The sequence below is a fragment of the Flavobacterium potami genome, from assembly GCF_020026915.1.
GTDB lineage: Bacteria > Bacteroidota > Bacteroidia > Flavobacteriales > Flavobacteriaceae > Flavobacterium > Flavobacterium potami.
In genome coordinates this window covers 84,228-109,390 of sequence record NZ_JAINUY010000006.1, presented here as the reverse complement: position 1 = coordinate 109,390, position 25,163 = coordinate 84,228, and the positions used below count along the sequence as shown (strand labels likewise).

Sequence of the window (25,163 nt, the reverse complement as noted above, 5' to 3'; positions counted from 1 at the left end):
TTAAAGATTTATTTTTTTCTAAATTTATTTAAGAATGTCTTCCAAAATCCAGACCTAATTTCCTCTTCGTGATACCCATTTGCGTATGCACCATATCCATAACCGTATCCATAACCATAACCTGCACCGTATTTGGCTTTGTTCTCATAACCGTTTAATACGATACTGACGTTACTTAATTCGCCGCGTTTTATTCTGGTATTTAACAACGTAATCATTTCTTTCTTAGTATGATTTTGCCTAACGATGTACAATGTAACATCTGCAAACTGCACCAATTCTAGCGAATCTGCAACCAATCCTACTGGTGGAGTATCTAAAATTATGTAATCGTACTTTTGTTTCAACTCCTCTATCAACTCTTTCATAGCATCTCCGAGTATTAGCTCTGAAGGGTTTGGCGGAATTGGTCCTGAAAGTATAACATCCAGATTTGGAATCTCAGTCGAATTTGTTATTTCTTCTAAACTATTTTGTCTTATAAGATAATTAACTACTCCTAAAGATGTGTTTAATTGAAATTCGTCCGCCAATCTTGGTTTTCTTAAATCTAAACCTACAATAACAGTTTTCTTCTCACTTAAAGCAAAAACGGTCGCTATATTGATAGAACAGAATGTTTTTCCTTCACCACTTATTGACGAAGTAATCATTAAAGTCTTAGAACCGCTAACCTGCTGTTTCTTGTACAAAAATTGCAATGAGGAACGAATTCCTCTAAAAGCCTCCGAAAGTGCCGATTTAGGTTTATCAAACACAGCTAGACTACTAGAGTTTTTGTTTATACCAATTACTCCCAAAAGTGGTATTTGAGTTAAATTACTGATATCTTCTGTATTTTGAATTGAATTATTTATAAAGAAAATCCCAAAAACAAATAATAACGGAATTAGTGTCCCTAAGAATAAAGCTAAAACATAATTCACAGAAGTTTTTGGCCCTATTAATCCATCCCCAATATCCTTGGCAGGATCAATGAAATGTATGTCTGATAAATTTGACGCTTTGACAATTTCAGCTTCATTTCTTTTTTGGAGAAATTCTGTGTAAATGTTATCGTTTAAATCATACTTCCTTTTAATTTTTAACAACTCTTGCTGTTCTGCAGGCAATTTCTTTACAACACCCTCAGCTTGCCCAATTTTAGCATTTAGCATACCTAAATCAGAAACCAATGACACTTTTGCAGAAGCAATATTTTCCTGAAGCACATTTTTTACTGCTTCCATTTGATTATCAAAATCTCTAAAGATTTTTTCGCTCTTTACAGCATAAGCCATCTCAGACCTCTGAGTAGAAAGCGCTATTAACTTAGCAATATTGGCTACAATGTTTGGATCTTCAATTCCTGCAACTGAAGGAGCTGGCAATCTGGAGTAATCAACACTATTATTTAAATACGATTTTAAAGAGTTATAGTAAGCTATCTTTCTTGTTATCTGATCTTTTTCAAGATCGAAATTCATTATTTTATCTGAAACCTTAGATCCACCATCTTCGATCTCATAAATATTTTTGTCTTTTTGAAAAGTCTTCAGTTCATTTCCTGTTTGTTTCAACTGGGATTCCATTGCGACCAAAGTACTATCTATAAATCTAATAGTATTTGTTGCAAACTGATTTTTCCCGTCAAGCTGGATTTTTATAAGCATTCTTACAGTAGCATTTAAATATTCTACCATTCTCGCTTTATTTCTTCCCTGCATAGACAGTGTCAATATAGATCCACCATTCCTATCTCCTTCAACACTAATCCCTCTATATCCAGCAACCGTTCCATCAAAACCATTAAAGCGGACAAAATATTCCTTTCCTTTATAAAAACCAGGATTATCTGTAATTTGCAATTTCCAATTTAGAAAAGGCAAATTGACACGCTCTCCAACTTTAAACTTTTTTGAAAAAATTTCTGGTTTTACAGAGGTATCGCTATTTGTATTATTACTATATATAATTAACGGAACTGAACTATTTTCAAAAGGTATAGTAATTAGATATTCATTTTCGCTCAGAAATTTTATACTTATTAATGCACCTGCAATCTGCCCTTTTGTTTTATCAATATCAACAAAAAAAGGAACAGCTCCATAAGAGTCCACATAATTATATTTTCCCTGTTCTAAATAATCAATGTAAAATTGGAGTTTATCTACCACTAATTCGTTGTGCGATCTTGATTTAAGAATCGTTGAAATTCCATTAACCTGATCCGATACTCCTCCCCAATTAAAAACTAGACTTGTATTAGATGTAAAAAACGGATTGCTTTCTTCTTTAATGGAAATCATTGTCTGCATTCCGTAAATTTTCTCTTTACGAATATTTACTTGATAAGCAATCGTAAATGCAATGATCAAACTAATAACAAACCATTTCCAGTAGCTAATAATCTTCAACAAAAGACCTTTAAAATCAAAATTGGAATGATTTTCAAAAATGGAAAAATCTTTAATATCTAACATTTTTTAAATCTTTAATTTTTTATAATAAGGTAAACCGTTGTAGCTAATGACAATAATGTTATTATAGTTCCAATTGATTGTATTCCCGTCTGACCTGTTCCCCATGTTTTTTGTCTTAAAGGCTTAACATAGATATAATCATTGGGTTGTAAATAGTAATACGGAGATTTCATTACATTAACATCAGTCAGATCAATATTATGCATCTGAACACCCGTTGGTGTCTGACGAATTACAGAAACCTCTTTTCTATTACCAACAGTTGTAATATCTCCTGAATTAGCAATCGCTTCTAAAATAGTTACGTTATCTTTAAATATTACTTTTGTTCCCGTCGATCCAACTTCACCATTTATTGTATATCTAAGGCCTGCTAATTTTACAGTAACAAAAAGGTTAGCCTCACTTTTAAAATACTCTTCTAGTAATTTTTTTTCAATTCTTAACCTCACTTCTTCAACCGTATAACCAATCACGTTCATTTCTCCCAAAATTGGAATTCTAATATTCCCATGATCATCTACTGTAAATCCATTAAAATACAAAGCAGATTCTGATTGTACAGATTGATCATTTTGATTACTCGTTGTATTAAAAATAGCCACCAATTTTGGATCGATAGCTTTTATATTAATACTTAAAACATCATTTACCTGTAATCGATAAGGTTTTGCTTCTACCGCAGCAATATTGGTTTGCTCACTTGATGAACTTTTATCCTGAAGATAAACTAAATCTTTCATTGGGATACATGACGTAAATAATACGGAGATCAGCAACAATAGATAAAAACTGTTTTTTGTCATTAGTTTAATTTTATCGCAAATATAGTCCTCCTATTAAATATCTGGAAAACCTGAATATTATTGGGCTTTAGTTAATTATTTTTAAATGTTTTTTCAAAAGGAACCCGATGAAGAATACTTCTGCCAAGAGTTATTTCATCTGCATATTCTAATTCATCTCCAACAGCAATTCCTCTTGCAATTGTTGAAACAACAATTCCTGAACCTGCAATTTGTTTATAAATATAAAAATTTGTGGTATCTCCCTCCATGGTAGAGCTTAATGCAAAAATAATTTCTACTACTTTTCCTGATTTCACCTTATCTACTAAGCTCGAAATATTTAGCTGATTCGGCCCAACTCCTTCGATAGGCGAAATTTTTCCGCCAAGGACATGATAAATTCCCTTATACTGTCCAGTATTTTCAATTGCCATTACATCTCGAATATCTTCAACGATACAGATTGTTTCATGATTTCTAAGCACATTGGCGCATATTTCACAAACTTTAGTATCAGAAATATTGTGACAATTTTCGCAAAACTTAATATCTTCACGCATGTTAATTAATGCTTGCGACAGAAAAGAAGTCTGTTCTTTTGGTTGTTTTAACAAATGAAGAACCAAACGAAGTGCTGTACGCTTACCAATTCCAGGTAATTGTGACATTTCGTTAACCGCTTTTTCAATTAATTTTGATGAAAATTCCATGACGACAAAAGTAATACTTTTAATGGTTTAGCCCGCATTCCCGCAATTAATTTCGCCTCATCTTGCAAGAGTAGATTTATTATAAAAAGTCGACTGCCAAATCATCAATAAACAACCTAATCTTAGTTATCATTTTTAATATTGACTTGTAGCCAATAAAACCAAAGTACAAGCTATTTCAATCTGAATATCATTTAATTCTAACAATTGATACAATTCTGGATTTTCAGTACCAGGATTAAAAATCACTCTTTTTGGCTGAGCTTCAATAATATAATTATAATAATCTCGCTGACGAACAGGATTCAGATACAAAGTAATCGTATCTATATTCTTCACAGGAATTGCTTTAGTCTGAATTTTTATTCCAGCAACTTCACCCGCTTTTTGGCCAATTGCTAAAACAGAATGACCTTTTCCAACTAACATATTTACAGCTCTATAAGAATAACGTTCTGGATTTGTAGATGCACCTATAACTAATGTTTTTTTACTTTTCATTGTTTTTATTTAGAATGCAAAAGTAATCAAAAAGAACCATTTAATTCTATGTGTTTGATTCAGAATCAGTAGCGGCCAAAAGATTATCCTAACATTATTTACTCAAAAACATCAAAAAATAACTATTTTTACCTCACAAACCCAAATTATATGGAATTATTCATTTACCTGTTTGCTGCTTTATTCTCAGTATTAAACCCAATCGGAACTGTGCCAATTTTTGTTGGACTGACTCAACACGATTCGCAAAAAGAAAGATCCAGAATTTCTCTTTGGACTGCTATCAATGTGTTTATCATATTATTAGTTTCTTATTTTATTGGTCAATACGTGCTAACTTTTTTCGGAATTAGCATTGACGCCTTAAGAATTGCGGGCGGAATTGTAATTGTAAATTCAGGATTTTCATTACTTTCTGGAAAATTCAACAAAAAACGAGGAATCAACAAGAAAATAGAAAATGAAGCGCAACAAAGAAATGACATCGCTTTAACCCCCCTTGCAATTCCGATGCTTGCAGGCCCTGGATCTATGTCGCTGCTAATTGCTTTTTATCAAGAACATCATGAATTAAATGAAATCATAATTTCTTCATTAGCAATCCTTGCAATTGCGATTGCTATTTTTGCGATTCTAAAAAGTGCACATTACTTAGCTAGAATTCTAGGAGCATCAGGAATTGTTGCCATCTCCAGGATTGTTGGTTTTATAGTTATTTCAATTGGAATTCAATATATTGTCAGTGCAATTGTAAATATTATTAAAGGAAATTTTTAATTCAAAAAATATTTCTAAAAAGAAAAAGGGATAAAATCATTGATGATTTTATCCCTTTTTCTTTTTACATTTTTATTCTAGCTTCTTGGCAAGAAAACTTCAGCCATCATACATCTTGCACTTCCGCCTCCGCAAGCCTCAATTGTATCTAAACTTGAACTCAAAATTTCAGCATGATTTTCTAATTGAGCGATTTGTTTTGGAGTTAAACTTTGATGTGCAGAAGCACTCATTACAATATATCTCTTATCATTTGCACCGCGAACTTCAAGCATATTTCCTGCAAAATTATTTACTTGGTCTTCTGTAATTAAAATGATTTCTTTTTTATCTTCTTTAAGATTATCAAGAACCATTTTTCGTTCTTTTTTATCATCAATAGAATCCGCGCAAATAACTGCAAAGGTTTCTCCTAAACACATCATCACATTGGTGTGATAAATTAGTTTACGTTCTCCATCAACAGTTTGAAATGCTTCAAAAATAACTGGAGCATAATCAAAATCTTCACAGAATTCTATAAAAAGTTCCTCATCTGCTCTTGGCGATAATGCGCAATATGCTTTTCCGTTTGCTCTATCTAGCAATAAACTCCCTGTTCCTTCTAAAAAAATACCATCTTCTTCCGCAGACGTGTAATCCATGATATTTGCAATTTCAAATCCTTTTTCTTCCAAAGTATCTAAAATATCTTCACGACGTTCTTGACGACGGTTTTCTGCAAACATTGGATATAAAGCTACATCCCCATTTTCGTGAAATGAAACCCAATTGTTTGGAAAAATACTATCAGGAGTATCGGTTTCTAAATTATCATCTACAACAGTTACATCAACTCCAACTCCACGAAGCTTTTCAACAAAAGCATCAAATTCTTGTTGTGCCTTCGCATTAACAGTACTTGGCAAAAGCCCGTCTAAAACCTTTTGATAATAATTATTTACAGCTGTCTGCTCATTCATTCTGAATGCAACTGGACGAATCATCACGATAGCATTAGTTGTTTGTTTCATGATTTTTATATTTTTTATTTCAGGTTTCAAGTTTCAAGTTCGCAACAGAAAACCTGTAACATGAAACTTGAAACTTTTTTAGTCTCTAATTAATGGCAAAGTTGAACATCTCAATAAACCTTCTTGCTTAGCAATTTCGGCGTATGGAATTTCTTCAACAGTAAAACCTTTTTCACGAAGCCAGTTATTCAATCTTGTAAAATTCTTTTCAGAAACCACTACATTTTCATCAATTGAAAACACATTCGAAAACATATTGTACATTTCATTTCTTTCAATATGAAACAAGTTTTCTTTTCCAAAAAGTTTTACCAAATAAAGATAATCTGCTTCTTCACGGAAACCTCTTTTATAGATAATACCTTTATCTTTTCCAACGGGTTGAAAACAGCAATCCAAATGCAATGCATTATCTCTTGCTTCTAGTTTCGATTTTACTAAATCAAATTCTTTTACAATTTTATTTGGAAATAATTCTTTGATAAAATTCACACCATGCATATTAGTTCTTGCAGTAATGTAATCTTTATAATCACTTCCTTTATAAGTTCCGATAAAAATATGATCGTTCCAAAGCATTACATCTCCTCCTTCGATATGAACTTCTTCAGGAGGGCGAACTACTTTTAAAGGATCAATTTGATCTATTACATATTGAATTGCATCTAACTCTCTTTCTCTGTCGGGTAGAATATTAGATTTCACAAAAATATTATCAATTACAAAACCAATATCTCTAGCAAATATTTGATTGTAATTTTCGATCATTTCTGGACGATAAACAGTTACAGCATATTTCTGAAAAACAGCATTAAAAGCATCCATTTCAGCAACCATATCTTCTTCTACAGGATAAGTTCCTGCCTTAATATGTTCCAATGATTTAGGATCATAAGCTTCCTCCAGTGTTGGAGTCGGCCCATTATGAACAGCAGAACCCAAAACTACGGCGCGAAGCCGCGATGTTTCGTTCTTTACATTTAATTGCAACATAACTCTATTATATTTTGAGCAAATATAAAAAAAGCTTCACAGTTAAGTGAAGCTTTCGTTTTTTATTTATTAGACTTGAACTCTCTTAAAGGATGTCCAGTATAAATTTGTCTTGGTCTTCCAATTGGCTCTTTGTTTTCACGCATTTCTTTCCATTGCGCAATCCAACCCGGAAGTCTTCCGATAGCGAACATTACTGTAAACATATCTGTTGGAATTCCTAAAGCTCTGTAGATAATTCCAGAATAGAAATCTACGTTTGGATATAAGTTTCTTGCTTTGAAGTACTCGTCTTCAAGAGCTGCTTTTTCTAATTTTCTTGCGATATCTAAAATCGGATCTTCAACACCTAAAGTTTCTAATACTTCTGTTGCCGCTTTTTTGATGATTTTTGCTCTTGGATCGAAGTTTTTGTAGACTCTGTGTCCGAATCCCATTAAACGGAAAGGATCATTTTTATCTTTTGCTTTTGCTAAGAATTTATCTGTATCTCCACCATCTTTGTTGATTTCTTCCAACATTTCAAGTACTGCTTGGTTGGCTCCACCATGAAGCGGTCCCCAAAGAGCAGAAACTCCTGCAGAAACTGAAGCAAATAAACCTGCATGAGAAGAACCTACCATTCTAACTGTAGAAGTAGAACAGTTTTGCTCGTGATCAGCATGAAGAATAAACAACTTATCTAAAGCATTTACAATCACTGGATTTGCAGTATAAGGTCCTGTAGGCAATTTAAACATTAATTGCATAAAGCTTTCCACATATCCTTTTGTATTATCGTAGTAGTTTAATGGATACCCCATTGACTTTCTGTAAGTCCATGTAGCAATTACAAGAAATTTAGCCATTGTTTTACAAATAGCTTCGTACATTTCTTTTTCGTTATCAACGTTTACTGCCTTTGGATTAAATGCTGTTAAAGCACTTGTTAAAGCAGATAATACTCCCATTGGATGTGCTGTCTTTGGAAAACCGTCAATAATATTTTTCATTTCTTCGTTTACCAAAGAATGTTTTCTAATATTATTTTCAAAATCTTCTAATTGTGTAGCAGTTGGTAATTCTCCAAAAATCAAAAGATAAGAAACTTCTAAGAAACTAGCTTTTTCTGCTAAATCTTCTATTGAATATCCTCTGTAACGTAAAATTCCTTCTTCTCCATCTAGGAAAGTGATTTCACTTGTACAAGATCCTGAGTTTTTATAACCTGGATCAATTGTAATAACACCTGTTAAATCACGTAATTTGTTAATATCGATAGCTGATTCATTTTCACTTCCTGTGATTACTGGAAGTTCAATTTTTTTACCATCTATTTCTAATGTAGCTATTTTTGACATAATATCTTGGAAATAATTCTTTAAATAATAATTTACCAAATCTAATGAATTTAAGACTAATTAAAAAAAGAATACTGCTATGAATTTGTTAAAACTCCAAAAAAAAACCATTCATTAGAAAATGAATGGTTTGTCTTAATATAACTCTTATGATTATTTAATCTTGAAAGCTTTTAAACCAGGGAAGTAAGCTGTACTTCCTAATTCTTCTTCAATTCTTAATAATTGATTGTATTTAGCCATACGATCTGAACGAGAAGCAGAACCAGTTTTAATCTGACCACAGTTTAAAGCAACAGCTAAATCTGCAATTGTATTATCTTCAGTTTCTCCTGAACGGTGAGACATTACAGATGTATAACCAGCATTTTTAGCCATGTTTACAGCCGCAATAGTTTCAGTTAAAGTACCAATTTGGTTTACTTTTACTAAGATAGAGTTAGCAATTCCTTTCTCGATACCAGTTGACAAACGAGCAACGTTAGTTACGAATAAATCATCACCTACTAATTGTACTTTATCTCCAATTTTTTCAGTTAAAGCTTTCCATCCATCCCAATCATCTTCGTACATACCGTCTTCGATAGAAATAATTGGATATTTAGCAGCAAGCTCAGCTAAGTATTCAGCTTGCTCTTCAGAAGTTCTAATTTTTCCAGTTTCTCCTTCAAATTTAGTGTAATCGTATTTTCCGTTTACATAAAACTCAGAAGCAGCACAGTCAAGAGCGATCATAATTTCGTCACCGAAAGTATATCCTGCTTTCTCAACAGCTAATTTGATAGTATCTAAAGCATCTTCAGTTCCACCAGCCAAGTTTGGAGCAAAACCTCCTTCATCACCAACAGCAGTACTTAAACCTCTATCGTGTAATACTTTTTTCAAACTGTGGAAAATTTCAGTTCCCATTTGCATAGAATGTGTAAAAGAAGTTGCTTTTACAGGGAAAATCATAAACTCTTGGAATGCGATAGGCGCATCAGAGTGAGAACCACCATTGATGATGTTCATCATCGGAACTGGTAATGTATTAGCAGAAACTCCACCTACATATCTGTATAACGGCAAACCAAGTTCGTTAGCAGCAGCTTTTGCAGCAGCTAAAGAAACACCTAAAATAGCATTAGCTCCTAATTTAGATTTGTTTGGAGTACCATCTAAATCAATCATTAATTGGTCAATTGTGTTTTGTTCGAAAACAGAAGTTCCAACTAATTCTTCAGCAATAACAGTATTTACATTATTCACTGCATTCAAAACACCTTTACCTAGATAAGCTTTACCTCCATCACGTAATTCAACAGCTTCGTGCTCTCCAGTTGAAGCTCCAGATGGAACCGCAGCTCTACCTAAAACTCCATTTTCAGTTACTACATCTACTTCAATAGTAGGATTACCTCTAGAATCAAGAATTTGTCTTGCGTGAACTTTAATTATAATACTCATTATTTTTGTTTTTTATTAATAAATTATATTTTTTTTTCGAAATTATAAAATTATTTGATACTATAAACGCATTCTAGTTATTAAACACCTTTATTTATTAACTACATCGTTTTAGGCTTTGCTAGTTTTAATATTCTCCACAAATTGATCAAATAAATAGGAAGAATCGTGTGGTCCCGGACTAGCTTCTGGATGGTATTGTACTGAAAAACAATTCTTATTCTTCATTCTCATACCTGCAACAGTATCATCATTTAAATGTATATGAGTCAATTCTAGCTCTGGATGACCTTCTAATGCTTCTCTTTTCACAGCAAACCCGTGATTTTGAGAAGTAATTTCACCTTTACCTGTAAGAAGGTTTTTTACAGGATGATTAATTCCTCGGTGTCCGCCAAACATTTTGTAAGTCTGAACTCCATTAGCCAAAGCGATAATTTGATGTCCTAAACAAATACCAAACAAAGGTTTGTCATCTGCAATAATATTTTTAGCCACCTCAATTACTCCATGAAGTGGATCTGGATCACCAGGTCCATTTGACAAGAAATAACCATCAGGATTAAATGCACTTAGTTCTTCGTATGTTGTATCATAAGGAAAAACCTTAATGTAACAATCTCTTTTCGCAAAGTTTCTTAAAATGTTCTTTTTAATCCCAAGATCAAGTGCCGAAATTTTATAAGTAGCATTTTCATCCCCAACAAAATAAGGCTCTTTCGTAGACACTTTTGATGCTAACTCAAGACCCTCCATATTTGGAACATTATCCAATTCTTTTTTAAGATCTTCAATCGAAGTTCCATCTGTACAGATAACAGCATTCATTGCACCATTATCACGGATGTAACTAACCAAAGCTCTAGTATCTACATCAGAGATACAGATTAAATTTTGTTTAGCAAAATAATCCTCCAAGCTTCCAGAAGCACCTGTTCTTGAATAATTAAAGCTAAAATTTTTACAAACTAAACCAGCAATTTTCACGCTGTCTGATTCAACTTCTAAATCATTTATACCATAATTCCCGATGTGCGGATTAGTAGTAACCATAATCTGTCCAAAGTATGAAGGATCTGTAAAGATCTCTTGATATCCGGTCATTCCAGTATTAAAACAAACTTCACCAAAAGTTTTACCGCTAATACCGATAGACTTTCCATGAAAAACAGTTCCATCACTTAGTAATAAAATGGCGCTTTGTCGTGTTGTGTATTTCATTCTTTAATTTGTATTGTTTTTTTTTAATTGTGTATGAAGTAAAACTTCATTTGTAATTAGATATTTTGCAAATTTACTTCTTTAAGACAGTCCTTCCAAGATTTTTTAAAACTTTCAATGGTAAAAATAAAACCGACCATTTTAAATAAGTTAGATTTTTAGTTTTAAAAAAATCAAAAAAAAAGGATAAACTAAAAATTAGTTTATCCTTTAATATTATAGAATGATTACTCTCATAATTATTCAGAAGCTTCAGTAGTCGTTTCTGTTTCAGCAGCAGGAGCTTCTGGAGCAGCAGTTTCAGCTTTTTTAGCTTTACCACCACGACGGCTTTTCGCTTTTTTAACTTCTTTTTTACCTCCGTTGTAAAGTTCATTGAAGTCAACAAGTTCGATCATCGCCATATCAGCGTTATCTCCCAAACGATTTCCAACTTTAATGATACGAGTGTATCCACCTGGACGGTCTCCAACTTTAGCAGCAACATCTCTGAACAAATCAGTTACAGCGTATTTGTTACGTAAGTAAGCAAAAACAATACGACGGTTGTGAGTCGTATCCTCTTTTGATTTTGTAATTAAAGGCTCAACGAATTGTTTAAGCGCTTTAGCTTTAGCAACAGTAGTATTAATACGTTTGTGCTCGATAAGAGAACAAGCCATATTAGCCAACATAGCTTTTCTATGTCCAGTCTGTCTGCTTAAGTGGTTGATTTTTTTTCCGTGTCTCATGACGTGTTTTTTTTATCTTCATCTTGCTACAATCCACTATGGAGAGCAAAATATGAAGTAAATTATTCTTTATCTAATTTGTATTTAGCTAAATCCATTCCGAAAGTTAAATTCTTCACTGCAACAAGTTCATCAAGTTCAGTTAAAGATTTTTTACCGAAATTACGGAATTTCATTAGGTCATTTTTATTGAAAGATACTAAATCACCAAGTGTATCAACTTCAGCCGCTTTCAAGCAATTTAATGCTCTCACAGATAAATCCATATCAACAAGCTTAGTTTTAAGCAATTGTCTCATATGCAATGACTCTTCATCATACGATTCTGTTTGTGCAATTTCGTCAGCCTCAAGTGTAATTCTTTCGTCAGAAAACAACATGAAATGGTGAATTAAAACTTTAGCAGCTTCAGTAAGAGCATCTTTTGGATTGATAGAACCATCAGTTTTAATTTCAAAAACTAATTTTTCGTAATCTGTTTTTTGCTCTACACGGAAGTTTTCGATTGCATATTTTACATTTTTTACCGGAGTAAAAATAGAATCTGTAAAAATCGTTCCAATTGCAGCATTCTGTTTTTTGTTCTCTTCAGCAGGCACGTATCCTCTACCTTTTTCGATAGTTAAATCGAAATTCAATTTGATTTTAGAATCTAAATTACAGATAACAAGGTCTGGATTCAGAACTTGGAAACCTGAGATAAATTTTTGAAAATCACCAGCTGTCAATTGATCTTTACCAGAAACAGAAATAGTAACTGATTCATTATCGATATCTTCAATTTGACGTTTGAAACGTACTTGTTTTAGATTAAGGATAATTTCGGTAACATCCTCAACAACACCTGAAATAGTAGAAAACTCATGATCTACACCTTCGATACGAACAGATGTAATTGCATAACCTTCTAACGCTGAAAGCAAAACTCTTCTAAGTGCATTACCAACTGTCAATCCATAACCAGGTTCTAAAGGTCTAAATTCGAATTTACCTTCAAAATCGGTTGAATCGATCATGATAACTTTATCGGGCTTTTGAAAATTAAATATTGCCATAAATTTCGACTAAGTCAATTATTATTTGTTGTACAACTCTACGATTAATTGTTCTTTAATGTTTTCTGGAATTTGAAGTCTCGCAGGTACAGAAACGAAAGTTCCTTCTTTAAGATCATTGTTCCAAGTAATCCATTCATAAACATGACTTGAATTTGATAAAGAACGTTCGATAGCTTCTAAAGATTTAGATTTTTCACGAACTGCAACTTTATCACCAGGCTTAAGGTGGTAAGAAGGAATATTAACAACCTCTCCATTTACAGTAATGTGTCTGTGAGATACGATTTGACGCGCACCTCTTCTAGATGGAGCAATTCCCATTCTAAAAACAACATTATCTAATCTTGCTTCGCATAATTGTAATAAAACTTCACCAGTAACTCCTTTAGTCGCTGATGCTTTTTCGAATAAGTTTCTGAATTGTTTTTCTAAAATTCCGTAAGAATATTTAGCTTTTTGCTTTTCCATTAACTGAACAGCGTACTCAGACTTTTTTCCTCTTTTTTTAGCCATCCCGTGTTGTCCAGGTGGGTAATTTCTTTTTTCGAAAGATTTATCATCTCCGAAGATTGCCTCGCCAAATTTACGAGCGATTTTGGTTTTAGGACCAGTATATCTTGCCATTTTAAAAAAAATTTTAAGGTAGAAATTATGAATTCAGGTCTAATCCTTCGATAATCTATGTTCTACCTTGTTTATACTATAAAAATAAAAAATTAAACTCTACGTCTTTTTGGAGGACGACATCCGTTGTGTGGCATTGGAGTAACATCAATAATTTCAGTAACTTCAATTCCACCGTTATGAATAGAACGGATAGCAGACTCACGTCCGTTACCTGGTCCTTTTACATAAACTTTCACTTTTTTAAGTCCTGCCTCAAGTGCTACTTTAGCGCAATCTTCTGCTGCCATTTGAGCCGCATAAGGAGTGTTCTTTTTAGAACCTCTGAAACCCATTTTACCAGCTGAAGACCAAGAGATAACTTCACCTTTCTTATTAGTCAAAGAAATAATAATGTTATTAAAAGTGGCAGAAATATGAGCCTCACCCGTTGATTCAACGATAACTTTACGTTTTTTTGCAGTTGCTTTAGCCATATTACTTATTATTTAGTTGCTTTTTTCTTGTTAGCAACAGTTTTTCTTTTACCTTTTCTTGTTCTTGAGTTGTTTTTAGTTCTTTGTCCTCTTAATGGAAGACCAGATCTGTGACGAATACCTCTGTAACATCCAATATCCATTAAACGTTTAATGTTTAAAGAAATTTCAGAACGTAATTCTCCTTCAATTTTGTAAAATGAAACAGCTTCACGAATTGCTCCGATTTCATCATCATTCCAATCTTGAACTTTTTTATCTTGGCTAACTTGAGCTTTTTCTAAAATCTCAACAGCTCTACTTTTTCCTAATCCGAAGATGTAGGTAAGTGCGATAACACCTCTTTTGTTTTTTGGGATATCTACCCCTGCTATTCTTGCCATAATTATCCTTGTCTTTGTTTAAATCTAGGATTCTTTTTGTTTATTACGTACAGTCTCCCTTTTCTACGCACGATAATGCACTCGGCACTTCTCTTTTTTACTGATGCTCTAACTTTCATAGTGAATATCCTTTAATATCGATAAGTAATTCTTGCTTTTGACAAATCATAAGGACTCATTTCTAGTTTCACCTTATCACCAGGTAATAATTTGATGTAATGCATTCGCATCTTTCCAGAAATATGAGCAATTACAATATGTCCATTTTCTAACTCTACACGGAACATAGCATTTGACAATGCTTCAATAATTGATCCGTCTTGTTCTATTGCTGATTGTTTTGCCATAAATATATTAAGCTACCGCTTTTCTATTTTTACCAGTCTTCATTAAACCATCATAATGTTTGTTTAACAAGTATGAATTGATCTGTTGAATAGTATCTATTGCAACACCAACCATAATTATTAAAGAGGTACCTCCAAAAAACATTGCCCAAGATTGTTGTACATCCATAATACTTACAACAATAGCTGGGAACACAGCAATCAAAGCAAGGAATAAAGATCCTGGGAAAGTTATTAAAGACATCACTTTATCAAGGAAATCAGAAGTTTCAGCTCCTGGGCGAACACCCGGAATAAAACCACCGCTTCTCTTTAAATCATCAGCCATTTTGTTAGTAGGTACAGTGATTGCAGTATAAAAGAATGTAAATACAATAATTAAAGTTGCAAAAACAAAATTATACCAGAAACCAAACATATTACTAAATGCACCAACAATTGATTGTGATGTATCTGATTTAGACAGCCCAGCCACAGCTGAAGGGATAAACATAATTGCCTGAGCAAAAATGATAGGCATAACTCCTGAAGCATTAAGCTTTAAAGGAATCCATTGTCTGTTACCTCCTGCCAAATCTTGCTCATAATCTCCAGTTGTAGTACGACGAGCGTATTGAACTGGGATTCTACGTACTGCCATTGTAAGCAATACACAAGAAATGATAACTAATAGCCACACAATAATTTCAATAACTAATAACATTGGACCTCCATTGTTATTGGTCACACGAGTTGTAAACTCTTGGATAAAAGCTTGTGGTAAACGAGCTAAAATACCAACCATAATTAACAATGAAATACCATTTCCAATACCTTTATCTGTAATTTTCTCTCCAAGCCACATAGCAAAAATTGTACCTGTAACTAAGATAATAACAGAAGAGAACAAAAATTCAGGAGAATTAAAGCCTAGCAAAAATGCATTACTAGGCAATGTTCTGTATAAATTATAGATATAAGTTGGACCTTGAACCAATGTGATAGCGATTGTCAACCAACGAGTGATTTGATTAATCTTTTTTCTACCACTTTCTCCATCATTTTGAAGTTTTTGTAAATATGGAATCGCAATTCCCATCAACTGAACAACAATAGACGCAGAAATATAAGGCATGATACCTAAGGCAAAAACTGAAGCCTTAGAGAAAGCACCCCCGGTGAACATGTCTAGAATAGATCCTAGACCATTTTTAGTTTGTCCCGCTAAACCAGTCAATTGCGTTGCGTCAATTCCAGGAAGCGTAACGTGTGCTCCAAAACGATATACTAAAAGTAATCCTAATGTAATTAAGATTCTATTTTTTAGTTCTTCGATTTTCCAAACATTACTTATTGATTCAATAAATTTCTTCATCTTAATAGATAAGTTATATAGTTACAGCTTCTCCACCAGCAGCTTCAATAGCAGCTTTTGCAGTAGCAGTAAATTTGTGGGCAGTTACTTTTAATTTTGCTTTCAATTCTCCTCTACCTAAAATCTTAACGATTTCATTTTTAGTAGCTAGACGATTTGCTACGAAATCTGTCATTGAAACAGAATCAGTAATCACACCATTATCTACTAATAATTGAAGAGTATCTAAATTAACACCTTCGTATTCTTTACGATTGATGTTTTTGAAACCAAACTTAGGTACACGTCTTTGAAGTGGCATCTGCCCTCCTTCAAATCCAATCTTTTTAGAATAACCAGAACGAGATTTAGCTCCTTTGTGTCCACGTGCAGCGGTACCACCTTTTCCAGAACCTTCTCCTCTACCTAATCTTTTATTTTGATTGTGTGTAGATCCCTCAGCAGGTTGTAAGTTACTTAAATTCATAACAGTATTTGTTATTTAGCTTCTTCAACAGAAACTAAGTGTTTAACTTTGTTTATCATCCCAAGGATAGCAGGATTTGACTCATGCTCCACAACTTGTCCAATTTTACGTAGACCTAAAGCTTCCAAACCTCTCTTTTGAGAAAGAGGGCAGTTGATTTTGCTTCTTACTTGTTTTACTAATAATTTAGCCATAATTTCCTAATTAACCTTTAAAAACTTTCTCTAAAGAAACACCTCTTTGTTTTGCAACAGTATGAGCGCTTCTCATTTGCAATAAAGCATCAAAAGTTGCTTTTACTACGTTATGTGGATTTGATGATCCTTGAGATTTAGACAATACATCGTGAATACCTACTGACTCAAGAACTGAACGAACAGCTCCACCAGCGATAACTCCAGTACCATGAGATGCTGGAATTAAGAATACGCGTGCACCACCAAATTTACCTTTTTGTTCGTGAGGAACAGATTGACCATTCAAAGGAATTCTAACTAAGTTTTTCTTAGCATCTTCTACTGCTTTCGCAATTGCTTCAGAAACGTCTTTAGATTTTCCTAATCCGTGACCAACTACTCCATTTTCATCACCTACAACTACAATAGCAGAAAAACCAAAAGCTCTACCTCCCTTTGTAACCTTAGTAACACGATTAACACTAACTAGACGATCTTTAAGTTCAAGACCACTAGGTTTTACCAATTCTACATTTTTGTATTTAGACATAATATATTAGAATTTAAGTCCAGCGGCTCTTGCGCCTTCTGCTAATGATTTAATACGACCGTGGTATAAATATCCACCTCTATCAAAAGTGATGGTATCAATTCCAGCTTTTAACGCTTTCTCTGCAACCAATTTTCCAACAGCAGCAGCTACTTCAACGTTAGTACCGTTTCCTATTTCTTTTTCTCTTGAAGATGCAGCTAATATAGTAACTCCATTTACATCATCAATAAGTTGAGCGTAAATTTCTTTATTACTTCTAAAAACAGAAAGTCTAGGTCTTGCAGCAGAACCACTAACCGATTTTCTAATTCTGAATTTAATTCTCTGTCTTCTTTCAGATTTTGTTAATGACATAATCTTATATTTTAAGCTGATTTACCTGCTTTTCTTCTTAATACTTCACCCACAAATTTAACACCTTTTCCTTTATATGGCTCTGGCTTACGGAAACCTCTGATTTTCGCAGCAACTTGACCTAAAAGTTGTTTATCTAATGATGTTAATTTTACGATTGGGTTCTTACCTTTTTCAGATATTGTTTCTAAACTTACTTCAGGAGCAATTTCTAAAACAATATTGTGAGAATATCCAAGAGCTAAATCTAATTTTTGACCTTGGTTTGAAGCTCTATAACCAACTCCAACTAATTCTAGTTCTTTTGTGAAACCTTCAGACACACCAACAATCATATTATTGATCAAAGATCTGAATAATCCGTGTTTTGCTCTATGGTCTTTATGATCAGACGATCTTTCTACTAAAACTTGATCGCCTTCAACTTTTACAGTTACGTCCGAAAACTCCTGAACTAGTTGACCTCTTTTTCCTTTTACTGTAATTACACCGTCCTTAACTTCAACAGTTACACCAGCAGGGATTACAATTGGGCTTTTACCTATTCTTGACATCTTTTCTAGTGTTTAAAATTAGTATACGTAACAAATTACTTCACCACCTACATTTAATTGCTTAGCTTGTTTTCCTGTCATCAAACCTTTTGATGTAGAAACAATAGCAATTCCTAACCCATTAAGGATTCTTGGTAATTTGGCAGCACCTGCGTACTTACGTAAACCAGGTTTACTAATTCTTTGGATATCTTTAATTACAGGCTCTTTAGTATCTTTATCATACTTCAAAGCAATTTTGATAGAACCTTGTACAGTATTCTGCTCAAATTTGTAACTTAAGATGTAACCTTGATCAAATAAGATCTTAGTTATCTCTTTTTTAAGATTAGATGCTGGAATTTCAACAACTTTGTGGTTTGCAGCCACAGCGTTACGAACTCTAGTCAAATAATCTGCAATAGGATCTGTATACATATGTATTTGATTGCGATTATGGTTTTCGGGAAACACTCGTTTCCCGAACCTTTAATCAATTAAAAATTATTTTTTGGTTTGCAAAAGTAATAACTTATTGCGAGATTACCAAGAAGCCTTTTTAACTCCTGGAATTAATCCATTATTAGCCATTTCACGGAAAGTTACACGTGAAATACCAAATTGACGGATATAACCTCTAGGTCTACCTGTTAATTTACAACGATTGTGTAAACGAACTGGTGAAGCATTTTTAGGCAATCTTTGTAATCCTTCGTAGTCTCCAGCTTCTAATAAAGCTTTTCTCTTCTCAGCATACTTAGCTACCGTTTTCTCTCTTTTCACCTCGCGGGCTTTCATTGATTCTTTAGCCATGTCTTAATTCTTTTTAAAAGGTAATCCTAATTCAGCCAATAATGACTTTGCTTCCTTGTCTGTTTTTGCAGTAGTAACAAAAGTAATATCCATTCCTGAAATTTTGTTTACTTTGTCAATATCAATTTCTGGGAAAATGATTTGCTCTAAAACTCCAAGATTGTAGTTACCTCTTCCATCAAAACCAGTAGCTTTAATACCACCGAAATCTCTTACACGTGGTAAAGCAGAAGTAATAAGTCTATCTAAAAACTCATACATTCTTTCTCCACGTAAAGTAACTTTTGCTCCAATAGGCATTCCTTTTCTCAATTTGAAAGACGCAACGTCTTTCTTAGAAATTGTAGAAACTGCTTTTTGTCCAGTGATCTTTGTCAACTCATCAACTGCATAGTCAATAAGTTTTTTATCAGATACAGCTGCACCAACTCCACGGCTCAAAACGATTTTTTCAAGTTTAGGAACTTGCATTACGTTTGTATATCCGAACTCTTCTTTAAGAGCAGAGATTACTCTACTCTTATATTCTTCTTTTAGTCTAGGTGTATATGCCATTACTATAGTACTTGATTAGATTTTTTTGAAAATCTTACTTTCTTATCTCCTTCTACTCTAATACCTACTCTAGTTGTCTCCTTAGTTTTAGGATCAATTAAAGCAATGTTAGAAATTTGAATAGAAGCTTCTTTCTTAACGATACCACCTTGAGGGTTTTTAGCACTTGGTTTAGTATGTTTAGAAACCATGTTTACACCTTCAACGATCGCTTTGTTTTTTTCACGGTAAACACGTAAAACTTTACCTTCAGCACCTTTATGGTCTCCAGCAATAACTCTTACGATATCTCCTGATTTTATTTTTAGCTTTATCATCTTAAAACGAATTAAAGCACTTCTGGTGCTAATGATACAATTTTCATGAATTGTTTTTCACGAAGTTCTCTTGCTACCGGACCAAAAACACGAGTTCCTCTCATTTCCCCTGCAGCGTTCAAAAGAACACATGCATTGTCATCGAAACGGATATAAGAACCATCAGCTCTTCTCACTTCTTTTTTAGTACGTACAACAACTGCAGTTGAAACAGCTCCTTTTTTCACGTTTCCGTTTGGAGTTGCATCTTTGATAGAAACTACAATTTTGTCACCAACAGAGGCATATCTTCTTTTAGTACCTCCTAAAACACGAATAGTTAAAACTTCTTTAGCTCCCGTGTTATCTGCTACTTTTAGTCTTGATTCTTGTTGTACCATAATTATTTAGCTCTTTCTAAGATTTCAACTAATCTCCAACATTTTGTTTTACTTAAAGGACGCGTTTCGCTAATTCTTACAGTATCTCCAATGTTACAGTCGTTTGTTTCGTCGTGTGCAACATATTTCTTAGTTTTCAACACGAACTTACCGTATAATGGGTGTTTTACTTTTCTTACTTCAGAAATAACGATAGATTTATCCATCTTATTTGAAGTAACAACACCTATTCTTTCTTTTCTTAAATTTCTTTTTTCTTCCATCTTTCAGCAGAATACAATTATTGTAACTCTCTTTTAGTTAACTCTGTAGCTAATCTTGCAACTGTTCTTCTAACGCTTCTAATTTGAAGTGGGTTAGCAATTGGAGAGATAGCATGAGCCATTTTTAGGTCAGCATATACTTTCTTAGTTTGACTAAGCTTTTCTTGCAACTCCGCTGCAGAAAGATCTTTTATTTCTGATTGTTTCATAATAAATATAAATTATGCTTCGAAATCTCTAGCAACGACGAACTTAGTTTTTACTGGAAGTTTTTGAGCTGCAAGACGCAAAGCCTCTTTTGCAACTGACAATGGAACTCCTCCAACTTCAAACATAATTCTTCCTGGTTTAACAACAGCAGCCCAATACTCAACTGCTCCTTTACCTTTACCCATACGTACTTCAAGAGGTTTCTTAGTAATAGGTTTGTCTGGGAAAATTTTAATCCATAATTGTCCCTCTCTCTTCATGTAACGAGTTGCAGCGATACGTGCAGCTTCGATTTGACGAGAAGTTAAGAACATTCCATCTTCATGTACAGATTTAATACCAAACATTCCATTAGAAAGTTCATGCCCTCTTTGAGAGTTACCTTTCATTTTACCTTTTTGTACCTTACGGTATTTTGTTCTTTTAGGCTGTAACATTTTTCTTTAGTTTAAAAATTACTTTCTTTTACGAGCGTCTGGTTTTCCGCCTTTGTTAAAGTTAGATTTGCCTCTAGGAGCATCTCCACCTTTACCACCACCTGTACCAGATTGTTTTTTGTCCATTCCAGCAAGTGGAGAAAGTTCTCTCTTACCGTAAACTTCACCTTTCATGATCCATACTTTGATACCCATTCTACCGTAAGTAGTGTGAGCTTCAGCCAAAGCATAATCAATGTCAGCTCTGAAAGTTGATAGAGGAATTCTACCTTCTTTGAAACCTTCCGAACGCGCCATCTCAGCACCATTCAAACGACCAGAAATCAAAACTTTGATACCCTCAGCGTTCATACGCATAGAAGCAGCAATAGCCATTTTGATTGCACGTCTGTAAGAAATACGGCTTTCGATTTGACGAGCGATGCTTGTCGCCACAAGATAAGCATCTAACTCAGGTCTTTTAATTTCAAAGATGTTGATTTGAACCTCTTTGTCAGTAACTTTCTTAAGTTCTTCTTTTAACTTGTCTACCTCTTGTCCACCTTTTCCGATAATGATACCAGGTCTAGCAGTAGTGATAGTAACGGTTACAAGTTTCAAAGTTCTCTCGATGATTACTTTTGATACACTAGCTTTTGATAAACGAGCGTGGATATACTTTCTGATTTTGTGATCTTCAGCTAATTTATCGCCGTAATCATTTCCACCATACCAGTTTGAGTCCCATCCTCTGATGATACCAAGTCTATTTCCAATTGGATTTGTCTTTTGTCCCATGCTGCTTAAGAATTGCTTTGTGTGTTATTGATAGCTCCAAGCACGATTGTTACGTGATTAGAACGTTTTCTTATTCTGTGTGCACGACCTTGTGGAGCTGGACGAAGTCTTTTTAACATCATTCCACCATCTACTCTGATCTCTTTAACAAATAATCCAGCTTCTTCTAAATTACCTTCACTATTTTTTTGCTCCCAGTTGTTGATTGCAGATAATAATAGTTTTTCTAATTTTCTTGAAGCTTCTTTAGAACTGAATCTTAAAATGTTAAGTGCTCTTTCTACCTTCTGACCTCTTACCAAGTCCGCTACTAAGCGCATTTTTCTAGGTGAAGTAGGGCAGTTATTCAATTTTGCGAAAGCGATAGACTTATTAGCCTCTTTTCTCGCATCTGCTGTTTCTCTTTTACGAACTCCCATTGCTTCTTTTATTTTTTACCTTTATTTTTTGCTCCAGCATGACCTCTAAAAGATCTAGTTGGTGAAAACTCTCCTAATTTGTGACCTACCATGTTTTCTGTTACGTAAACTGGTACAAATTGACGACCGTTATGAACTGCGATAGTTTGTCCAACGAAATCTGGAGTAATCATTGAAGCTCTAGACCAAGTCTTAACAACTGCATTTTTACCACTTTCTACGTTTTCTTGAACTTTCTTGTCTAATTTATAATGAACGAAAGGTCCTTTTTTTAATGAACGTGCCATATCTTATTATTTCTTTCTACGTTCTACGATATACTTGTTACTCGGGTTTTTCTTAGAACGAGTTCTGTAACCTTTAGCTGGCAATCCGTTTCTTGAACGTGGGTGCCCTCCAGAAGAACGTCCTTCACCACCTCCCATAGGGTGATCAACTGGGTTCATCGCTACTGGTCTAGTTCTAGGTCTTCTTCCTAACCATCTTGTTCTACCTGCTTTACCAGATACAACTAATTGGTGGTCAGAGTTAGAAACAGCTCCAATTGTAGCCGAACAAGTTAACAAGATTAATCTTGTCTCACCAGATGGCATTTTAATTGTTGCATATTTCCCGTCTCTTGCCATTAACTGAGCAAAAGTTCCAGCTGAACGAGCAATTACAGCTCCTTGTCCTGGACGTAACTCAATACAAGATATAACAGTTCCAAGAGGAATTCTGCTTAAAGGTAAAGTATTACCGATCTCTGGTTGAGATTCTGGTCCAGAAACTAATTTCTGTCCAACTTTCAATCCGTTTTGAGCGATAATATAAGTTTTCTCTCCATCAGCATAAGCTAACAAAGCGATAAACGCAGTACGATTTGGATCGTATTCGATTGATTTCACTGTAGCTGGAATTCCATCTTTAGTTCTTTTGAAATCAATAATACGATATCTCTGCTTGTGACCACCACCCGTATAACGCATGGTCATCTTTCCTTGACTATTTCTACCTCCAGAGTTTTTTATCGGCGCTATCAAAGAGCGTTCCGGCTTATCAGTTGTAATGGCGTCATAACCATTCACAACTCTAAATCGCTGACCTGGGGTAATAGGTTTTAATTTTCTTACTGACATTTTTCTATCTTAGATATTGTTGTAAAAATCAATTGTTTCTCCTTCTTGTACTTGAACAATTGCTTTTTTAATTGCATTTGTCTTTCCACTGATTAAACCACTTTTAGTGTATTTAGTAGATCTATCTGGTCTCACATTCATTGTGTTAACAGAAACGATAGTTACTCCATAAGCAGCCTCAACAGCTTTCTTAATTTCAACTTTGTTTGCTTTTTTGTCAACAACGAATCCGAAGCGGTTTAGAACTTCACTTTCTTTGGTTACTTTTTCCGTTACTATAGGTCTGATAATGATGCTCATACTCCTATTATTTACTTAAATTTTCTTCAATTAACCCTAAAGAACCTTCCAAAAGCACTAAATTATTAGCGTTTAATATTGCGTAAGTGCTTAATTCTGAGCTAGTTACGACGTTAGAAGCCTTCAAATTGCGTGACGACAAATATACATTTTTATTTGACTCACCCAACACGAATAGAGATTTTTTATTTTCTAACCCTAAAGCTTTCAAAACGTTAATGAAATTTTTAGTGTTTGGCACTTCAAAATTAAAGTCTTCAAGAACTACAATGTTAGACTCTTTTGCTTTAATTGAGAAAGCTGATTTTCTAGCCAATCTTTTCAAGCTTTTATTCAATTTAAATGAATAACTTCTTGGTCTTGGCCCGAAAACTGTTCCTCCACCTTTAAACAAAGGATTCTTAACACTTCCTGCACGAGCAGTACCAGTTCCTTTTTGTTTTTTAATCTTACGTGTACTTCCAGTTACTTCAGCTCTTTCTTTAGCCTTGTGAGTACCTTGTCTTTGATTAGCAAGATATTGCTTAACATCAAGATATACAGCGTGATTGTTTGGTTCAATTGCGAATACTGAATCAGAAAGTTGAACTTTTCTACCAGTATCTTTTCCGTTGAAATCTAATACTTTTACTTCCATTACTTCTGAATGATTACGTAAGAGTTTTTGTGCCCTGGAATACATCCTTTAACAACAAGTAGATTCTTTTCAGCAACTACTTTTAAAACTCTAAGGTTTTGAACTTTTACATTTTCTCCTCCCATTCTTCCAGCCATACGCATTCCTTTGAATACTCTAGATGGATAAGAAGAAGCTCCTACAGAACCTGGCGCTCTTAAACGGTTGTGCTGACCATGAGTAGCTTGTCCAACCCCACCAAAACCGTGACGTTTAACAACACCTTGGAAACCTTTACCTTTAGACACACCTTGTACATCTACAAATTCTCCTTCTTCAAAAATAGTAACATCAATAAGATCTCCTAATTTTTGTTCAGTTGCGAAATCTTGGAATTCAACGACTTTTTTCTTAGCAACAGTTCCAGCTTTTTTAAAGTGCCCTAAAGCAGCTTTAGTAGAATGTTTCTCGTTTTTGTCATCGAAACCAAGTTGCAACGCTTCATACCCGTCAACCTCGTTGGTTCTGACTTGGGTAACAACGCATGGTCCAGCTTCGATTACTGTACAAGGAATGTTTTTCCCGTTTTCATCGAAAATACTAGTCATGCCGATTTTCTTACCAATTAACCCAGACATAAATATTAATTATT

The 25,163-nt window shown here is 34.0% G+C and carries 38 protein-coding genes; 1 reads left to right on the top strand and 37 read right to left on the bottom strand.

The genetic code is table 11. The features are described from left to right. Positions 1-8 precede the first annotated feature (8 nt). From K6T82_RS17300 to K6T82_RS17285, 4 genes are all read right to left on the bottom strand, one after another. On the bottom strand, positions 9-2,462 hold the full coding sequence (locus K6T82_RS17300; RefSeq protein WP_223708213.1) for a polysaccharide biosynthesis tyrosine autokinase: 2,454 nt from the start codon (positions 2,460-2,462) through the stop codon (positions 9-11). An 11-nt stretch (positions 2,463-2,473) separates the two neighbouring features. Further along, complete coding sequence (locus K6T82_RS17295) at positions 2,474-3,268, bottom strand: polysaccharide biosynthesis/export family protein (protein WP_223708204.1); 795 nt, start codon at positions 3,266-3,268, stop codon at positions 2,474-2,476. 71 nt (positions 3,269-3,339) lie between these two features. Continuing rightward, positions 3,340-3,960, bottom strand: coding sequence for a recombination mediator RecR (gene recR, locus K6T82_RS17290; RefSeq protein WP_223708201.1), 621 nt, complete (start codon positions 3,958-3,960; stop codon positions 3,340-3,342). 135 nt (positions 3,961-4,095) lie between these two features. After that, positions 4,096-4,461: a CoA-binding protein gene (locus K6T82_RS17285; protein ID WP_223708184.1), complete on the bottom strand. Its 366-nt coding sequence runs from the start codon at positions 4,459-4,461 to the stop codon at positions 4,096-4,098. Between the two features lie 150 nt (positions 4,462-4,611). Between K6T82_RS17285 and K6T82_RS17280 the strand changes: the two genes are divergently transcribed. Then, entirely contained in the window at positions 4,612-5,238 is a 627-nt protein-coding gene (locus K6T82_RS17280) for a MarC family NAAT transporter (RefSeq protein ID WP_223708182.1), read from the top strand. A gap of 77 nt (positions 5,239-5,315) precedes the next feature. Here K6T82_RS17280 and ctlX read toward each other — a convergent pair whose 3' ends face one another. From ctlX to rplC, 33 genes are all read right to left on the bottom strand, one after another. After that, positions 5,316-6,251 (bottom strand): citrulline utilization hydrolase CtlX, encoded by a 936-nt coding sequence (gene ctlX, locus K6T82_RS17275; protein WP_223708180.1) that lies wholly within the window; start codon positions 6,249-6,251, stop codon positions 5,316-5,318. 78 nt (positions 6,252-6,329) lie between these two features. Beyond that, positions 6,330-7,244, bottom strand: coding sequence for a dimethylarginine dimethylaminohydrolase family protein (locus tag K6T82_RS17270; RefSeq protein ID WP_223708178.1), 915 nt, complete (start codon positions 7,242-7,244; stop codon positions 6,330-6,332). A 62-nt stretch (positions 7,245-7,306) separates the two neighbouring features. After that, positions 7,307-8,584, bottom strand: a complete 1,278-nt coding sequence (locus K6T82_RS17265; protein WP_223708175.1) for a citrate synthase — start codon at positions 8,582-8,584, stop codon at positions 7,307-7,309. Positions 8,585-8,737: 153 nt separating this feature from the next. Beyond that, the gene (gene eno / locus K6T82_RS17260; protein WP_223708164.1) at positions 8,738-10,030 is read right to left on the bottom strand and encodes a phosphopyruvate hydratase; all 1,293 of its coding nucleotides are present in this window, start codon (positions 10,028-10,030) and stop codon (positions 8,738-8,740) included. Positions 10,031-10,141: 111 nt separating this feature from the next. Continuing rightward, positions 10,142-11,251, bottom strand: a complete 1,110-nt coding sequence (gene carA, locus K6T82_RS17255; protein WP_223708162.1) for a glutamine-hydrolyzing carbamoyl-phosphate synthase small subunit — start codon at positions 11,249-11,251, stop codon at positions 10,142-10,144. A gap of 239 nt (positions 11,252-11,490) precedes the next feature. Continuing rightward, positions 11,491-11,982, bottom strand: a complete 492-nt coding sequence (rplQ, locus tag K6T82_RS17250) for a 50S ribosomal protein L17 (RefSeq protein ID WP_091496644.1) — start codon at positions 11,980-11,982, stop codon at positions 11,491-11,493. Between the two features lie 62 nt (positions 11,983-12,044). Continuing rightward, the gene (locus K6T82_RS17245) at positions 12,045-13,037 is read right to left on the bottom strand and encodes a DNA-directed RNA polymerase subunit alpha (RefSeq protein ID WP_008464329.1); all 993 of its coding nucleotides are present in this window, start codon (positions 13,035-13,037) and stop codon (positions 12,045-12,047) included. Positions 13,038-13,058: 21 nt separating this feature from the next. Further along, entirely contained in the window at positions 13,059-13,664 is a 606-nt protein-coding gene (rpsD, locus tag K6T82_RS17240) for a 30S ribosomal protein S4 (protein ID WP_008464326.1), read from the bottom strand. A gap of 92 nt (positions 13,665-13,756) precedes the next feature. Beyond that, positions 13,757-14,140, bottom strand: a complete 384-nt coding sequence (rpsK, locus tag K6T82_RS17235) for a 30S ribosomal protein S11 (RefSeq protein ID WP_026727866.1) — start codon at positions 14,138-14,140, stop codon at positions 13,757-13,759. A gap of 8 nt (positions 14,141-14,148) precedes the next feature. Further along, positions 14,149-14,523, bottom strand: coding sequence for a 30S ribosomal protein S13 (gene rpsM / locus K6T82_RS17230; protein WP_184165582.1), 375 nt, complete (start codon positions 14,521-14,523; stop codon positions 14,149-14,151). Between the two features lie 2 nt (positions 14,524-14,525). Then, positions 14,526-14,642: a type B 50S ribosomal protein L36 gene (gene ykgO, locus K6T82_RS17225; protein ID WP_002987490.1), complete on the bottom strand. Its 117-nt coding sequence runs from the start codon at positions 14,640-14,642 to the stop codon at positions 14,526-14,528. A gap of 12 nt (positions 14,643-14,654) precedes the next feature. After that, positions 14,655-14,870, bottom strand: coding sequence for a translation initiation factor IF-1 (gene infA / locus K6T82_RS17220; protein WP_007136545.1), 216 nt, complete (start codon positions 14,868-14,870; stop codon positions 14,655-14,657). Between the two features lie 7 nt (positions 14,871-14,877). Then, a complete protein-coding gene (gene secY / locus K6T82_RS17215; RefSeq protein ID WP_223708159.1) occupies positions 14,878-16,224 on the bottom strand; it encodes a preprotein translocase subunit SecY in 1,347 nt (448 codons plus the stop codon). Between the two features lie 13 nt (positions 16,225-16,237). Next, positions 16,238-16,690, bottom strand: a complete 453-nt coding sequence (rplO, locus tag K6T82_RS17210) for a 50S ribosomal protein L15 (protein ID WP_109190654.1) — start codon at positions 16,688-16,690, stop codon at positions 16,238-16,240. A gap of 11 nt (positions 16,691-16,701) precedes the next feature. Then, the gene (rpmD, locus tag K6T82_RS17205; protein WP_008464315.1) at positions 16,702-16,884 is read right to left on the bottom strand and encodes a 50S ribosomal protein L30; all 183 of its coding nucleotides are present in this window, start codon (positions 16,882-16,884) and stop codon (positions 16,702-16,704) included. A gap of 10 nt (positions 16,885-16,894) precedes the next feature. Further along, positions 16,895-17,419 (bottom strand): 30S ribosomal protein S5, encoded by a 525-nt coding sequence (rpsE, locus tag K6T82_RS17200; RefSeq protein ID WP_085949269.1) that lies wholly within the window; start codon positions 17,417-17,419, stop codon positions 16,895-16,897. A gap of 3 nt (positions 17,420-17,422) precedes the next feature. After that, positions 17,423-17,773: a 50S ribosomal protein L18 gene (rplR, locus tag K6T82_RS17195; protein ID WP_223708157.1), complete on the bottom strand. Its 351-nt coding sequence runs from the start codon at positions 17,771-17,773 to the stop codon at positions 17,423-17,425. 11 nt (positions 17,774-17,784) lie between these two features. Continuing rightward, on the bottom strand, positions 17,785-18,327 hold the full coding sequence (gene rplF, locus K6T82_RS17190) for a 50S ribosomal protein L6 (RefSeq protein ID WP_223708154.1): 543 nt from the start codon (positions 18,325-18,327) through the stop codon (positions 17,785-17,787). Positions 18,328-18,345: 18 nt separating this feature from the next. Further along, positions 18,346-18,744 (bottom strand): 30S ribosomal protein S8, encoded by a 399-nt coding sequence (gene rpsH / locus K6T82_RS17185; protein ID WP_008464306.1) that lies wholly within the window; start codon positions 18,742-18,744, stop codon positions 18,346-18,348. Positions 18,745-18,849: 105 nt separating this feature from the next. Continuing rightward, positions 18,850-19,119, bottom strand: coding sequence for a 30S ribosomal protein S14 (rpsN, locus tag K6T82_RS17180; RefSeq protein ID WP_008464305.1), 270 nt, complete (start codon positions 19,117-19,119; stop codon positions 18,850-18,852). 3 nt (positions 19,120-19,122) lie between these two features. After that, a complete protein-coding gene (rplE, locus tag K6T82_RS17175; RefSeq protein ID WP_012022484.1) occupies positions 19,123-19,674 on the bottom strand; it encodes a 50S ribosomal protein L5 in 552 nt (183 codons plus the stop codon). Positions 19,675-19,676: 2 nt separating this feature from the next. Further along, positions 19,677-19,991: a 50S ribosomal protein L24 gene (gene rplX, locus K6T82_RS17170; protein ID WP_026727873.1), complete on the bottom strand. Its 315-nt coding sequence runs from the start codon at positions 19,989-19,991 to the stop codon at positions 19,677-19,679. Positions 19,992-20,002: 11 nt separating this feature from the next. Further along, positions 20,003-20,371 carry a 50S ribosomal protein L14 gene (gene rplN, locus K6T82_RS17165; RefSeq protein WP_007803649.1) on the bottom strand — a complete coding sequence of 123 codons (369 nt, stop codon included), beginning with the start codon at positions 20,369-20,371 and terminating at the stop codon, positions 20,003-20,005. A gap of 2 nt (positions 20,372-20,373) precedes the next feature. Beyond that, positions 20,374-20,634, bottom strand: a complete 261-nt coding sequence (gene rpsQ, locus K6T82_RS17160) for a 30S ribosomal protein S17 (protein ID WP_012022485.1) — start codon at positions 20,632-20,634, stop codon at positions 20,374-20,376. Between the two features lie 17 nt (positions 20,635-20,651). Beyond that, complete coding sequence (gene rpmC, locus K6T82_RS17155; protein ID WP_008464297.1) at positions 20,652-20,843, bottom strand: 50S ribosomal protein L29; 192 nt, start codon at positions 20,841-20,843, stop codon at positions 20,652-20,654. A gap of 12 nt (positions 20,844-20,855) precedes the next feature. Beyond that, a complete protein-coding gene (gene rplP / locus K6T82_RS17150; RefSeq protein ID WP_017495016.1) occupies positions 20,856-21,281 on the bottom strand; it encodes a 50S ribosomal protein L16 in 426 nt (141 codons plus the stop codon). A gap of 18 nt (positions 21,282-21,299) precedes the next feature. Continuing rightward, positions 21,300-22,058, bottom strand: coding sequence for a 30S ribosomal protein S3 (rpsC, locus tag K6T82_RS17145; RefSeq protein ID WP_008464292.1), 759 nt, complete (start codon positions 22,056-22,058; stop codon positions 21,300-21,302). A 5-nt stretch (positions 22,059-22,063) separates the two neighbouring features. Continuing rightward, positions 22,064-22,477, bottom strand: coding sequence for a 50S ribosomal protein L22 (rplV, locus tag K6T82_RS17140; protein WP_007803631.1), 414 nt, complete (start codon positions 22,475-22,477; stop codon positions 22,064-22,066). An 8-nt stretch (positions 22,478-22,485) separates the two neighbouring features. Continuing rightward, a complete protein-coding gene (gene rpsS / locus K6T82_RS17135) occupies positions 22,486-22,764 on the bottom strand; it encodes a 30S ribosomal protein S19 (RefSeq protein ID WP_008464288.1) in 279 nt (92 codons plus the stop codon). A gap of 6 nt (positions 22,765-22,770) precedes the next feature. Continuing rightward, on the bottom strand, positions 22,771-23,595 hold the full coding sequence (gene rplB / locus K6T82_RS17130; protein ID WP_008464287.1) for a 50S ribosomal protein L2: 825 nt from the start codon (positions 23,593-23,595) through the stop codon (positions 22,771-22,773). A 9-nt stretch (positions 23,596-23,604) separates the two neighbouring features. Continuing rightward, entirely contained in the window at positions 23,605-23,895 is a 291-nt protein-coding gene (gene rplW / locus K6T82_RS17125) for a 50S ribosomal protein L23 (protein ID WP_144217597.1), read from the bottom strand. A 7-nt stretch (positions 23,896-23,902) separates the two neighbouring features. After that, positions 23,903-24,532: a 50S ribosomal protein L4 gene (gene rplD / locus K6T82_RS17120; RefSeq protein ID WP_144217595.1), complete on the bottom strand. Its 630-nt coding sequence runs from the start codon at positions 24,530-24,532 to the stop codon at positions 23,903-23,905. Then, a complete protein-coding gene (gene rplC, locus K6T82_RS17115) occupies positions 24,532-25,149 on the bottom strand; it encodes a 50S ribosomal protein L3 (RefSeq protein WP_144217592.1) in 618 nt (205 codons plus the stop codon). Before rplC ends, rplD begins: the two co-directional genes overlap by 1 nt. Positions 25,150-25,163 lie beyond the last annotated feature (14 nt).